13 protein-coding genes are annotated in these 13,570 nt (G+C 68.4%); 5 read left to right on the forward strand and 8 right to left on the reverse strand.

Annotated features, from left to right (window positions below; all coding sequences use genetic code 11):
- Positions 1-60: 60 nt before the first annotated feature.
- Positions 61-525 (reverse strand): DUF3592 domain-containing protein, encoded by a 465-nt coding sequence (locus OOK38_RS00850; RefSeq protein WP_266764011.1) that lies wholly within the window; start codon positions 523-525, stop codon positions 61-63.
- A gap of 1,584 nt (positions 526-2,109) precedes the next feature.
- Here OOK38_RS00850 and OOK38_RS00855 point away from each other — a divergent pair.
- Positions 2,110-3,795: a ribonuclease J gene (locus OOK38_RS00855; protein WP_266764010.1), complete on the forward strand. Its 1,686-nt coding sequence runs from the start codon at positions 2,110-2,112 to the stop codon at positions 3,793-3,795.
- Positions 3,796-4,246: 451 nt separating this feature from the next.
- Here OOK38_RS00855 and OOK38_RS00860 read toward each other — a convergent pair whose 3' ends face one another.
- Both OOK38_RS00860 and OOK38_RS00865 read right to left on the reverse strand, forming a co-directional pair.
- A complete protein-coding gene (locus OOK38_RS00860) occupies positions 4,247-4,546 on the reverse strand; it encodes an STAS domain-containing protein (RefSeq protein ID WP_266764009.1) in 300 nt (99 codons plus the stop codon).
- A gap of 359 nt (positions 4,547-4,905) precedes the next feature.
- Entirely contained in the window at positions 4,906-5,241 is a 336-nt protein-coding gene (locus OOK38_RS00865; RefSeq protein WP_266764008.1) for a MerR family transcriptional regulator, read from the reverse strand.
- 1,207 nt (positions 5,242-6,448) lie between these two features.
- On the opposite strand from OOK38_RS00865, the gene OOK38_RS00870 reads away from it, so the two are divergent.
- On the forward strand, positions 6,449-7,687 hold the full coding sequence (locus tag OOK38_RS00870; protein WP_266764007.1) for a PP2C family protein-serine/threonine phosphatase: 1,239 nt from the start codon (positions 6,449-6,451) through the stop codon (positions 7,685-7,687).
- 166 nt (positions 7,688-7,853) lie between these two features.
- On the opposite strand, the gene OOK38_RS00875 is transcribed toward OOK38_RS00870, so the two are convergent.
- Positions 7,854-8,675 (reverse strand): hemolysin III family protein, encoded by an 822-nt coding sequence (locus OOK38_RS00875; RefSeq protein ID WP_266764006.1) that lies wholly within the window; start codon positions 8,673-8,675, stop codon positions 7,854-7,856.
- A gap of 214 nt (positions 8,676-8,889) precedes the next feature.
- Here OOK38_RS00875 and OOK38_RS00880 point away from each other — a divergent pair, with 214 nt between their 5' ends.
- Positions 8,890-9,450 (forward strand): hypothetical protein, encoded by a 561-nt coding sequence (locus OOK38_RS00880; RefSeq protein ID WP_266764005.1) that lies wholly within the window; start codon positions 8,890-8,892, stop codon positions 9,448-9,450.
- A gap of 150 nt (positions 9,451-9,600) precedes the next feature.
- A complete protein-coding gene (locus OOK38_RS00885; protein ID WP_266764004.1) occupies positions 9,601-9,957 on the forward strand; it encodes a hypothetical protein in 357 nt (118 codons plus the stop codon).
- A gap of 106 nt (positions 9,958-10,063) precedes the next feature.
- On the opposite strand, the gene OOK38_RS00890 is transcribed toward OOK38_RS00885, so the two are convergent.
- The 4 genes from OOK38_RS00890 to OOK38_RS00905 form a co-directional block, all read right to left on the reverse strand.
- Complete coding sequence (locus OOK38_RS00890) at positions 10,064-10,372, reverse strand: SCO5918 family protein (protein WP_266764003.1); 309 nt, start codon at positions 10,370-10,372, stop codon at positions 10,064-10,066.
- A 50-nt stretch (positions 10,373-10,422) separates the two neighbouring features.
- Positions 10,423-10,827, reverse strand: coding sequence for a CBS domain-containing protein (locus OOK38_RS00895; RefSeq protein ID WP_266764002.1), 405 nt, complete (start codon positions 10,825-10,827; stop codon positions 10,423-10,425).
- A 46-nt stretch (positions 10,828-10,873) separates the two neighbouring features.
- On the reverse strand, positions 10,874-12,364 hold the full coding sequence (locus OOK38_RS00900; RefSeq protein ID WP_266764001.1) for a DEAD/DEAH box helicase: 1,491 nt from the start codon (positions 12,362-12,364) through the stop codon (positions 10,874-10,876).
- Between the two features lie 337 nt (positions 12,365-12,701).
- Positions 12,702-12,905, reverse strand: coding sequence for a cold-shock protein (locus OOK38_RS00905; RefSeq protein WP_164374567.1), 204 nt, complete (start codon positions 12,903-12,905; stop codon positions 12,702-12,704).
- Positions 12,906-13,401: 496 nt separating this feature from the next.
- Between OOK38_RS00905 and OOK38_RS34475 the strand changes: the two genes are divergently transcribed.
- Positions 13,402-13,530, forward strand: coding sequence for a hypothetical protein (locus tag OOK38_RS34475; protein WP_323178774.1), 129 nt, complete (start codon positions 13,402-13,404; stop codon positions 13,528-13,530).
- The last annotated feature ends 40 nt before the right edge of the window (positions 13,531-13,570 follow it).

The following is a 13,570-nucleotide window of genomic DNA, read 5'->3' on the forward strand; positions in this document are numbered from 1 at the left end:
CGACCGGGCGAGCGGATGCCGTGCGCGGAGGCGGCCCACCCTGATCGCGACGTGGGAAAGCTAACTACCGCCCGCGAACAGCGAGAGCACACCGATCCCGACACCGGCGACGACGAGGGCAGTGGTGAGGGCGAAGCCGAGGAACACCAGCATGCAACCGAGTTCCCGCTGGGCCCTGCGGTCGCCGGGCAGGGCGACCGTGGCCCTGTCCGGGCGCTCCGGCAGATAGGAGACCGTGAAGAGGTCACCCGGGACGGTCGTATTCGGAGCGGTGTCCTCGAACCGGACCTGCCGGCCCTCGTGGGTGACGAACTCGAAGAGGTAGTAGCGCCGCAAAGAAGAGGGACGCCCCCCACCGCTGCGCCGCACCGTCTCGATTCTTATGCATCTGCCTTCGGTACGCAGACCGTGCCGCTGCGCCCGGGTCCGCCGGCGGACCCGGTTCACCAACGTCACGCCCATGGCGATCGGGGCGATCACGAACAGAGAAGCAATGGCGACGAACGCAAGGGCGATGAAGGTCATTCGAAGTTCCTCTGGTGCGAGTGGTGCTGATGGCACTGATGGTGCGACAGGGTGTGAAGCGAGGCGGACAGCGGATGCCCACCCCAGTACGCCGCACGGGCCGGACCAGTTCATCCGTCACTGCCCGCGTGCCCTCGGCTCCACCGGATGGTCCGGACACCACCGCCTGACCCGGCCGTGGGAACCGGCCGCGCGCCCCTTCGCACCAAGACGGGCTCCGAGCCCCGTCCGTTCCATCGACGCCGCGGGCCCGCCTACGCAAGCGGATGGAGGAATCACGGGCAGCCGCCCGTGGAACTCGGCGCCGGTGGGCCGACCGCCTCCACCTCCGTCAGCAACAGTCCGTCGAGGTCCACCGACGCGGCGGGAGAGGCACCATTGCCGTGAGCGCGCGTCTCACGTGGGGACCCGCGTCACCGCAGCCCCCCGCACGGGACTCCCCTTCCAGGTTGCCCCGGCGCGCCTCGGGTTCTCCCGGTACTTCCGGTTCTTCCGCGAGACGGACGCCGCGTTGCGCCCCCGTGATGGCCTCCCACACGATGCGGCCACCACCAGAGACGGGAGCCGCAACGATGCCGCACATCCACCGCCTTCGCCAGGAACCAGTGGTACAGCTAGCGCATCTTTCTGACCTGCGCTTGTGCGGGAGCGATGAGGCTGTGACCTGCTAGGACGGGTTGCAGAGGCGATCGGAGACAGTCAGAGGAAACCGCTCTGATTCGACCCCGGTTCGACCCGGGTCGCTCGGAGGCAGTCAGAGGGCAACACCCTCTGCAACTGGCCCCTGAGGGACCAGAGTTGACCGGTGTTGATCACGAGTGGGCGGCTCTGGCGGTGCTCTGTTTCGACCTCGGTCGAGCTGCGATGGGGACGCCTGCCTCCCTCTCGGGGCCAGGCATGCGGGGTCTTCAGGATGGCCGTCCTGAAGATCTCGCCGGCGCCGATGGAGGTCGGTTCGGACATCACCCGTGGTTTTTAGCGGGCCTGGGTGGCGTCCACGTCTTTGCGAGACGACCCCACCGTGTCAGACAGCACCCACCAGCCACTCCCCCGCATACCTTCCTAGCGTCCTGTCAGTACTCCGACAGCTTCGGGATATCCGCTGAAGACACAGGTCACCCACCGGTTTCAGCCGCTCGGAAGATGGCCTACCCGCACCACGACCCGACAGGTGGGCACGGCGCCGACCCTCGCCAGCGAAGCGCACTTTCCACCATGGCAACGGCTACGGGCCAGCTGGCCGTCGCCGGTGTCGATGTCGCCGGCCGTGCTCGATTCCGTGGCGGCGGGCACCGTGGGGCTGGTGCCCACGTTCCGGGAGCCCTGTTGCAGGCGCTGACTCCATGCGGCTCTCCGACTCGGACGTCTCGAACCTCTCAGACGTCCGGTAGCCCGCCGACTGGACGGTCGTGGCAGAGGGCGAACCCGTGGCCAGGCGGCCGTCGACACGCGGCACAGCCGTGCCCGCGCCCCCGCTACAACCTGCTCGCCCCGCGACCCGGTGCGGGTGCCCCCCTCCGTCGGGAAGAAGAGATCACACAGGCAATGGATCACGCCGTCCCGCTCTCCGGGTACCGTCAGGGTATGAGTCACCCGCACCCCGACCTGAAAACCGCCCCGCCCCTTCCCGAAGGAGGACTGCGGGTCATCGCCCTGGGCGGCCTGGGTGAGATCGGCCGCAACATGACCGTCTTCGAGCACGCGGGCAAACTGCTCATCGTCGACTGCGGCGTGCTGTTCCCCGAGGAGACCCAGCCCGGCGTGGACGTCATCCTGCCGGACTTCACCTCGATCCGGGACCGGCTGGACGACATCGTGGCCGTGGTACTCACCCACGGCCACGAGGACCACATCGGCGGCGTGCCGTACCTGCTGCGCGAGCGGTCCGACATTCCCGTCGTCGGCTCCAAGCTGACGCTTGCGTTCCTGGAGGCCAAGCTCAAGGAACACGGCATCCGGCCGCGCACGGTGCGGGTGCGGGAGGGCGACCGGCGCAGCTTCGGGCCCTTCGACTGCGAGTTCGTGGCGGTCAACCACTCCATCCCGGACGGCCTCGCGGTCGCGATCCGCACCGGCGCCGGGATGGTGCTGCATACCGGCGACTTCAAGATGGACCAGTTCCCTCTCGACGACCGCATCACCGATCTGCGTGCCTTCGCCCGCCTCGGCGAGGAGGGCGTGGACCTGTTCCTCACCGACTCCACCAACGCCGAAGTACCCGGCTTCACCACCTCCGAGCGTGAGCTGAACCCGGCGATCGAGCAGGTGCTGCGCACCGCGCCGCGCCGGGTCATCGTCTCCAGCTTCGCCAGCCATGTGCACCGCATCCAGCAGGTCCTGGACGCCGCCCACCAGCACGGCCGTAAGGTCGCCTTCGTAGGCCGGTCGATGGTCCGCAACATGGGCATCGCCCGTGACCTGGGCTATCTGAAGATCCCGTCCGGTCTGGTCGTGAGCACGAAGGAGCTGGAGAAGCTCCCGGACCACAAGATCACTCTGGTGTGCACAGGCTCCCAGGGCGAACCGATGGCCGCGCTGTCACGGATGGCCAACCGCGACCACCAGATCCGCATCGGCAAGGGCGACACCGTCCTGCTCGCCAGCTCTCTCATCCCCGGCAACGAGAGCGCCATCTACCGGGTGATCAACGGACTCACCCGGTGGGGCGCCCACGTGGTCCACAAGGGCAACGCCAAGGTCCACGTCTCCGGGCACGCCAGCGCCGGCGAACTCGCCTACTGCTACAACATCGTCAAACCCCGCAACGTCATGCCCGTGCACGGCGAATGGCGCCACCTGCGGGCCAATGGCGACCTCGCCATCCGTACCGGCGTCGACCCGGACCGGGTCGTCATCGCCGAGGACGGCGTCGTCGTCGACCTCGTCGACGGCCGCGCGTCCATCACCGGGAAGGTCCCCGCCGGCAACGTCTACGTCGACGGCATGGAAGTCGGCGGCGCCACCGAAGCGTCCCTCAAGGACCGCCTCACCCTCGCCGCCGAAGGCGTGGTCACGGTAGTGGCGATCGTCGACGCGGACACCGGCGCCCTCGCCGAGGCCCCCGACTTCCTGGCCCGCGGCTTCGTCCACGACGACACCACCTTCGAGCCGGTCATCCCAGTCATCGAGAAGACCCTGGCCACCGCGGCCGAGGAAGGCGTCGGGGACGCGCACCAACTCGAACAGCTCCTCGCCCGCGCCGTGGCGAACTGGGCGTTCCGCACCCACCGCCGCAAGCCCCTCATCATCCCCGTCATCATCTACGCCTGAGCCACAGCACGGCCCCCGGTTCCGGTCCCGGGGGTACCGAGGTCGGGCACGGGAGTCAGCAGCCGCCTCGGGAGGCCGGGGTGGCAACACACTCCACATGATGAGCCATCGGGAAGATGTCGCCGAAGCCCACCCTGCGAGAACCAGCAGGTCAGGCATGGTTTATCGACACCGAGGAGCCGCCACCTTTCCGGCTGCGGCGGAAGCGGGTCATACAGCCCACAGACTGTCTCGAGAATGACAGTACGGACTCGGAGGGTTCACGTCTCGGTGGGAACCCTCGGGGCGAATGGGGCTCCTTTGCCTGTGCCCAGGGGAGCGCGGAGAGGTCTCCGCAATGGGCAGTGATCGGGCCGATACGTAGTGGACAGCAGCCCCGGACCGAAACGGCCCCGCAGAGGGGGACTGCTCCGCGGGCGCGATTCAGTCCCTAGTGGCGCCGTCCTGGTGATCAGCGGGCTGTGGAACTGGGGTTGGTGGCTGTTGAGGTGTCGGGGTGGAGGGTGAAGACTCGGTCCAGGCCGGCGATACGTAGGATCCGGGCGGTGTTGGCGGGGACTGCGGCCAGGGCCATGTCGCCGCTCTGTTCCGTAGCCAGGTTGCGTGTCGCCAGCAATGCGGTGATGCCGCTGGAGTCGCAGAATTCCAGGCCGGCCAGATCCAGGACCAGCAGTTGTCCACTGGCGAGGGTGAGGCGGTCCACGGCCTGGCGGAGTTCGGGTTCGTCGCCCCAGCGTGATCGACACCGCAAGCTGCACCAGCGGCGCGGGCCGGTTCCGCTGACCAGGCCCGCCCACCGGCAACACCCTCGCCAACGCCTCGGCCAGTCCGACCCGGTCCGCACACCGCCGCAGCGGTGCCTCCCCGGCGTGTCCGACCAGTCCCTTGCCGTCGGCCCGCACGACCGGCCGCCGGTCCCACCCTGTACGCTCGGTCGCCAGAAAAATGCCTTGATCTTCTGCCCGACACGTCCTCAACAAACGCATCCTTGCAGGTCAACGGCATCTTTCTACTGTCAGGGCGTCAGCCCGTCAATTCCGGTGAATAGCCAGGGCTGACGCAGACGCCGCCCGTCCGAACGCCCTGCCGCCGGAACCCGGACGCACCATCTCAGGACACGGGCGGACCGGACGGTCCGGCCGTCCGGCGATGTTCGGCGTTGATGCGCTGGGCTTCTTCGAGTTGGTCTTCGAGGATGATGATGCGGCAGGCGGCCTCGATGGGGGTGCCGTTGTCGACGAGTTCGCGGGCGCGGGCGGCGATGCGCAGCTGGTAGCGGGAGTAGCGTCGATGGCCGCCCGCGGAGCGGAGCGGGGTGATGAGGCGGGCTTCGCCGAGGGCGCGGAGAAAGCCCTGGGTGGTGCCGAGCAACGCTGCGGCCCGGCCCATGGTGTAGGCGGGGTAGTCGTCGTCGTCAAGCCGGCCGAACGAGTCGTCTGCTGTCACTTGCACCTCTCCGAGAAACGCGTGGAGGGGCCCTGGCGCCAGTAGCGCCAGGGCCCCGAAGGAACAGCTACACCATCTGCCGGCCCTGATACTGCGCCGGCCTTCTGTTTCCGCACGCCCACCCGGGAAAGGGCGGGAAATGCGGGGATCGCGGTTGCTCGACCGGAGACCACCTCACTATCGATGTCCTGCGGTACCCGGGCTCTGCAATTCCGCCCGGGCGATCCTGATGGCGCTCGGCCCCTCCGTTCTTTCCCTCTGGGATCTACTCACTGCCGGTACTGCTCTACCGCGTACTGCTGGTGATGCGACCTGCTCGGTGACCTGAGGAAGCGCCACTCTTCGGCAGCCAGCCCCGTCGCCCGTCCTCCGACCACTGCTCTGGCTTAGAACCCCACTGCCGAACCTCCCGGTGCGCGCGCCCGCAGCCGACGCCTTCACCGAGGAACCACTCACATACCTTCGCTGCTGGATACCGCGAACTGCACTAACGGGTACTGCAACTTCAACTGCGGTCCTGCTCACGGCGGCCCCTGATCACTGCGGGCCGCCCGGTCCGGTCGTCAGCCCCGTCGCCGTCCTGCGACAACCCTGGCTCCGAAACTCCACCACCGCACCGCCCTGCGCACTGCAACTACCTGTACCACTGCCTGGCAGTTCGTGTCTGCCAGGCCCGGCTGATCTCGGCTACGAGAGAAACCATAGCCAGACGATCTCCCAATGTCTACTCCAGCCAGCATAGATTTTTGTGCGTTCGGCGGGGAGGTAAGCGACCTCGACCGCGACGGAGGCTGGCACCCGTCTGCCAGGGCGAGAGGGCGAAAGGTCCGGGGCATGTGCAGCGGGCAGAAGAGCGTCGTCGCGCGATCCAAAAACCCTGGGACCCCAACGAAGAGCGTCAACGCCACAACCGCCATCTCACCCGCTGGCAAGCGAGGACCTCGGTATGCGGGCTTGGTGTGTCGGACGGACAAGGCGTACGGCCGCCGAGTCCGGGGCCGGACGTTGGCGTCCGTTCAGGGGCTCTGTGGTGCAATGACACTGCCCGGCACCAGGCCCTGGCGCCGCCCCCTCGGCCCACTCGGCAGGGGGCACTGCGCTGGCGGGCAGCAAAGAGCGAGGAGTCACCGTGACCGTATGCGGGCCTGGCGAAGAAGGCAGGCCGACCACTCGTCTTCCTGACAGCGACGGCGGCCGGGGCGGGGCGATGACCTTGGCGGGGACGCTGGCGGCGGCGGAGGCCACGGCGCCCGTGGAGTCGCTCGACGTGGTCGCGCGCATGCTCAAAGAGCGACTCGGGGCCGCGGCGGTGTCATTCCTGATCACCGACTTCAGCGGCGGCTCGGTCGTACGGCTGGGGGCGGCGGGCAGCGTCGAGACCGACGAGCCCGCGCGGCGCATCACGTTGCGGGGCACCCTGTACGACGACGTGATCCGCACCCAGCGGCCGAGGGTGGAGGACAAGGGCGAGGGCGGTCTGGTGCGGCTCGTCGCCCCGGTGACCAACCGCGGGGACGCCATCGGGCTCCTGGAACTGTTCTTGCCCGTCGCGCCTGACGCGGAGGTGATGCAAGAGGTCAGCGAGACCGCGCACGCCCTGGCGTACATCGTCATCGCGAACCGGTCCTTCACCGACGTGTACCAGTGGGGCCGCCGCACCGCACCGCTGAGCCTGGCCGCCGAGATCCAGTACAGGCTGCTCCCGGCATCACTGGCATGTGAGGCGGCGCAATTCGCGGTCGCCGGGGCGCTGGAGCCCGCCGACCACGTCGGAGGTGACACCTTCGACTACGTGATCGACCGGGACACCGTCCAGCTCTCCGTCACCGACGCCATGGGCCACGACGTCGACGCCGCACTCCTGGCAACTCTCCTGGTGGGCGCCCTGCGCCGGGCACGGCGGGCCAGTGCTGGCCTCGCCGAACAGGGCGATCAGGCCGATCAGGCCGCGCGCGAGCACGGCCGCCACGGCTACGTCACCGGGCAGCTCCTGCGCATCAGCCTGCTCGACGGCACCGCCGAGTTCATCAACGCCGGGCACCCCTGGCCACTGAGGATGCGGGACGGACAGGTGCGGGAGATCACTCCGAAGATCGATATGCCGTTCGGCTTCCACGCACCGCACAGCTACCGGGTCCAGTCGCTGGACCTGCGGCCGGGCGACCGGCTCGTGATGCTGACCGACGGCATGCTGGAGCGCAACGCCAACAGCCTCGATCTGCCGGACCTGATCGTCCGCACTCGCGCGCTGCATCCCCGCGAGGCCGCCCGCACCCTCATCGCCGCGGTCGTCGACGCCAACCACGGTCACCTGCAGGACGACGCGACCGTCATGTGCCTCGACTGGCACGGCATCGGCCACTCCCATCGGGACGCCGACACCGGCGCCAACCTCGCCGACGCCTCCGCCCCGTCGCCAACGGGGCCGACCACTCCTGGGCGATGACCTTGAGACCGCTCCGCTCCCCCGCTTCGGGCGGCCCTTGGACCGCGGTGCGGAGGAGCGGACGGCTTTCGCGCGCGGCGCGATGCCTCGACGGCCGCCCTGCCCGTCGCGGCCCGGCACGCGGCAACGTGCGTGACCAGCGGCCCTGGCCAAAACGTTGTCGCGGTCAGTAGACGGCCAGGGAGATGGCGATGTAGTGCGCCGTGAAGGCCGCCACGGTCAGGGCGTGGAACACCTCGTGGAAGCCGAACCAGCGCGGTGAGGGATCGGGGCGCTGCAGACCATAGACGACCGCGCCCGCGCTGTAGAGGAGACCGCCGGCCACGACCAGGGTGAGTACGGCCACTCCGCCGGTGTGCAGGAAGTCGGGCAGGTAGCGCACCGGTGCCCACCCCAGCGCCAGGTAGCACGGGGTGTACAGCCAGCGCGGAGCTCCCACCCACAAGACCCGGAAGGCGATGCCGACCAGTGCGCCCGCCCACACGACCCACAGCAGCACGGACCGCTGGCCCGGCGGGAGAAGGACCACCGCAAGAGGCGTGCAGGTGCCGGCGATGATCAGGAAGATGTTGGCGTGGTCGAGACGCCGCAGGACCGCCTCGCCGCGCGGCCCCCAGGTGCCACGGTGGTAGACGGCGCTCGTCGCGAACAGCATCCAGGCGGTGACCGCGTACACGGCGCAGGCCACGGCTGCCTGCGGGGTGCGGGCCAGACAGATGAGCACGATGCCCGCGATCAGTGCGGCGGGGACCATCCCGGCATGCAGCCAGCCCCGCAGCCTCGGCTTGATCGGTTCTGCCAGATCGGCCGCCCGCTCCACCAGAGCGGCAACCGAGTGCCCGCTCTCCCCATCTTGTGATCCGCAGGGCAGCCCGTCTTCATGGTGTTCTCCACGCGCTGCGGCGGCGTACATGTATTCGGCTTCAGCGGCGTCGTGCGACACGGCTTCTCGTCCTCCCTCGGACTCCTGGGCATCACCGGTGATCATGCAGCCATGCTAAAGACCTCGCCCAGACAGTTTCTGCAAGGCCGGTCTCGAAACAGCCAGGCCGCGTCGCCGGAAATGGGTCACTTCGCCGCCGTGTGAACTCCGGCCCGTTGCCGCTGCCGCCCTGGGCTCGAAGCGGAATAGATCAGTTGCTCATGGGAACGATCAGAGCTCCCGAGCGGGTATCCCCGCTCCCTGCGCGCAAGGATCGCCGATGCTTCCTGAGGTCCGCCCCCACCTGTCCGGCCCCCTCGCCGACCAGTTGGAACACCAACTGGGTCTGCCTCCGCAACGGGAAGCCGGCGATCTCGATGTGCAGCACGTCGCCGGCATCGCCGTCGTCGCAGCCGCCCACTCCGATGGGTATGCGGCCACCGGTCACCTCTTGGGGCTGCTGGCCGCGCTGCCTGCCCCCACCAAGGCAGGAGAACGCTTCTGGTCGGAGCTGTGGAGGTCTTCGGGCACCGCGTACCTGCTGCCTGCCAACATCAAGGCTGCGGTGCTGCGTTCCCTGGCGGGAGAAGGAATCGTGCTGGCCCGACAGATCCTGTCGGCTGTCGATGAGATGACCCCGCCCCAGCGCGTCGCAGCCGGGGAGGTGATCGGTCAGGCCCTCGCCGAGTCCGACCACTTTCCCGACCTCAAGACACAGGTCATCGGAGAACTATGGCTCCGTGACCTCGAACTCACCGCCTGGCGCGTCCTGCACGCAGACCGCAGGTCCGACGATCCGACAGGACGCAAAGCATTCCTCGACGCCTGGAGCAGGGTCTGAGCTTCAGCGCTTGCTTGTCGTGATGGGTGAACAGTTCCAGCAGGGCTCGGACGGGCACGCGTGCGTCTGCAGGATGGCGGACGGTCCGTCCAGGCAGCACCTCCCGCACACCGGGGGAACCTCAGGGTGGCCAGTAAATATAATCGGCCCATGTCGAAGCCTGACGAGCTGCTCGTTGACGTCGCCGCCCTGGTGGAGTCCGGGCAGAGCAACCAGATGTCCCTGACCGTGGTCACCGGTGGTGCCGTCATCACCGGCCGACTGGCTCCCGAAGCCGTGTGGAGGCGGAGGGTGTCGGACGTGCTGACGGATTCCGCCCGCCTGGGAGAATTCTCAGCCGTCTTCGACACCCCCGCGAAGAACGGGCCGCCCACGCATCTGCACTTCCATGTCGCCCGGATCCTGCAGGGCACGGTGGGGATCCCGGAGACGGGCGGGATGTACCGCGTGGCGATCGCCGACGTCGGCGCCTGGACCGTGGGCGACTTCAGCTATTCCGACCACTGAGCACCACTGCGACGGGAACCCGTTGCAAGCAGTGTGGGCCCGGCCGGCACATGCCGGCCAGGCCCACACTGCTGTTCAGGTGTCGGCTTCGTGCCTGTTCCCTCGGTCAGACGGACACGGGAGTGCCGAGCGTCGCGGAAGCGTGCTGGAGCGGGCTGAGGATGCGTACGGGTGCGCCCTCGGGGAGGGTGCGGCAGGTGAAGCCGAGCTGCGTCATGGCCCGCAGGACTTCGCCGGCGCTGAAATCACGGCGGTCCTGGCGAGTGATGACCTGGCCGACCTGTTTGACGGGGTAGTGGCGGCGGCCGATGATCACGGATTCGCCGGTACCCAGTTCGGGCTTGATGCCCTTCATCGATTCCAGCACGCCGCTCTTGGTGAGCTCGAAGGGGAAGCGGGCGATGACACAGCGCATGTGACCTCACAGAGAGAAGAGGGAGAACGGCCCGGCCAGGGTGAGACGGTTCAGCGGGAGAGGGCGAGGACGCCCAGAGCGCTGCCTTGCCCGTCGACCACCGGCAGGGCACCGAGCCGGCGGGAGCGCATCGCGTGCTCGGCTTCGGCCGTCGTGGCCACGGATGTAGTGAACGACCCGTGGTCGCCGAGGATTTCGCGCAGGCGGACGCGGTCCGTGTAGGCGGAGCTGTCGCGGACGGCGGTGAGTTCGGTCCGGGTGACCAGGCCGGTGCACTGGCCGTCCTGGTCACAGACGACCAGCCGACCCGTGTGTGCGGCGGCCATGACCGACAGCGCCACCTCGACACTCATGTCGTCACAGACCTGCGGTCCGGCCGCGTCCATGACCTCAGCCACCGTCCTGTGCCCGGGGTCGGCGCTCGCCGGGCGGGGCTGCATCTGAACCAGCGTCACAAGGTGCCTCCTGCAGAGATGGGTCAGCTTCCTGATCACGAAGGTTCTAGGCCGCCGTGCCGAAGACGGTCTGGCGTACGGGCGCGCGCCGGGTCGTCGAAGAGGGGCGGCGCCGGCCTCGCGAGGTGCTGCGCTTGGAGCGTTCGGCCACCGGTGCGGTGATGACGACCGGGATGCCGGACGGGGACTGGGCACCGGTGATCCGGTGCAGGGCCTCGTCGCCCGAGCGGATCTGGGTGGTCTGCGGCCGGATCCCGGCGTCCGACATGAGGCGGACCATGCCGCGGCGCTGACTCGGTGTGACGAGGGTGACGACGCTGCCGGACTCGCCGGCTCGGGCCGTGCGTCCGCCGCGGTGGAGGTAGTCCTTGTGGTCGGTCGGCGGATCGACGTTCACGACGAGGTCGAGGTTGTCGACATGGATGCCGCGCGCCGCGACGTTGGTCGCCACCAGCACGCTGACGTGCCCCGTCTTGAACTGCGCCAGCGTGCGGGTGCGCTGCGGCTGCGACTTGCCGCCGTGCAGCGCGGCGGCCCGAACCCCGCTGTTGAGAAGGTCCTGGGTCAGCCGGTCGACGGCGTGCTTGGTGTCCAGGAACATGATCACGCGGCCTTCGCGGGCGGCGATCTCCGTCGTGGCGGCGTGCTTGTCGGCGCCATGGACGTGCAGGACGTGGTGCTCCATCGTCGTGACCGCACCGGCCGACGGGTCGACCGAATGCACGACGGGGTCCGTCAGATAGCGGCGCACCAGCAGGTCGACGTTACGGTCCAAGGTGGCGGAGAACAGCATCCGCTGTCCCTCGGGACGCACCTGGTCGAGCAGCGCGGTGACCTGCGGCATGAAACCCATGTCGGCCATCTGGTCGGCCTCGTCCAGCACCGTGATGCCCACCTGGTTCAGCCGGCAGTCGCCCCGGTCGATGAGGTCCTTGAGCCGGCCCGGGGTCGCGACGACGACCTCGGCCCCGCCTCGCAGCGCGCCGGCCTGCCTGCCGATCGACATCCCGCCCACCACCGTGGCCAGCCGCAGCCTGACGGACCGGGCGTAGGGGGTGAGCGCGTCGGTCACCTGCTGCGCCAGCTCACGCGTCGGTACGAGGATCAGCCCCAGCGGCTGGCGGGGCTCAGCACGCTGTCCCGCGGTACGGGCCAGCAGAGCGAGACCGAAAGCGAGGGTCTTGCCCGAGCCGGTGCGCCCGCGGCCCAGGACGTCACGGCCCGCCAGGGAATTCGGCAGCGTCGCGCCCTGGATCGGGAACGGCGCGCTCACACCCTGCCTGCCGAGTTCGGCCAGCAGCTGCTCGGGCATGGAGAGATCGGCGAAGCTCTCCACGGCAGGCAGCGCGGGGGTGATCGTCGTGGGGAGCGCGAATTCACCCTGCACGGGGGCGGGCCGGCGGCCGTAACTGCCTGAACGAGCAGGACCGCCGGAACGGCGTGGTGCCGGCGAGCCGAAGCGGCTGCCGCCCCTTCCTGCGTCGGCACTGCCATTACGGGTGCGGGGTGAGTAGTCGTTCGTACGTGTGCGGTTCATGCGGAACCTTCCTCGATGCGGCACATATCAAGGAATTCCCGCAAGCGGTAAGCAGCACGGAATTACAAGTATGGACCGATGTCAAAGCAAATCCGGCCGACGGGAATCCGCGGCGGGCGTAAATGCTGAAATAGGTGACGCAGCGAGGACGTAAAGTCCCGGGCGCCGAGGCGCGGTGTGGATCTTCAGGATGCGCCTGCATCCTGAAGGAGGAGCCGCGTGTGGTGAGACTGCGGATTTCTCCGAGCCGTCCCGCAGGTGAAACCACTGCGGGAAAATGCGTGTAGCTGGGGCCCGCACCCCGAGGGATGCGGGCCCCAGCTACTGCGCGTCAGCGTCAGGCCGGAACGATGTTCTCGGCCGTCGGGCCCTTCTGGCCCTGCGCGATGTCGAAGGTCACCTTCTGGCCTTCGAGCAGCTCACGGAAGCCCTGGGCGGCAATGTTCGAGAAGTGGGCGAACACGTCAGCGCCGCCACCGTCCTGCTCGATGAAGCCGAAACCCTTGTCCGCGTTGAACCACTTCACGGTGCCAGATGCCATGTCATATCTCCTTTGGGGCAGTACACCGGCGTCCACACTGTGCGAACACCGTGTCGCCGCGATGATTACCCCGCCGGAAAATGACCGGAAATACAAAAGCGCTCTCCCCGACAGAAGCCGAGTGGGAGCACTTGAAGTTCGGGAACCACAACTGCAACTGAGATGGACAGTAGCACGCCGCAACGGTCCGCGTCGGTTAAGTAATTCCACTCCGCTCATTGCGGCAAAAACTCTCACTACACGGTCCGGCAAACTCTCACCTCACGAGCACAGATATTGACTCACTCGCAGTGCAACGTTCCAGAAAAGCGGAGTCGCCAGCCGCAACCAGGGTTGTCGGGGCGCTTTGGCGTGTGCGGCTGTCCGCAGGATCGCATTGAACAGCGGCCAAGAGCAGCGCCCTGCGCCACGGCGGCGGCGCCTACACCCTGGACCTGGTCGCGCCCCGGACAGCATCGAGGTGGCCGTGCACGACCACTGCTCCCGGGTGCTCCGCATGCGCATCCCCGCCTTGAACAGCACCGGAGGCTTCGGCCGGCCCATGGTCAACCGCCTCGCCGACACCACCGCCGTCACCCGCCACCCGTTGGGGAGCAAGACCGTGAGCGCCCTCATGCCGCGGTAGTGACCCGGCGTAAACGTCAGGCGGCACTCCTGGTCGTTGC

Source organism: Streptomyces sp. NBC_00568, assembly GCF_026341855.1.
Lineage (GTDB): Bacteria > Actinomycetota > Actinomycetes > Streptomycetales > Streptomycetaceae > Streptomyces.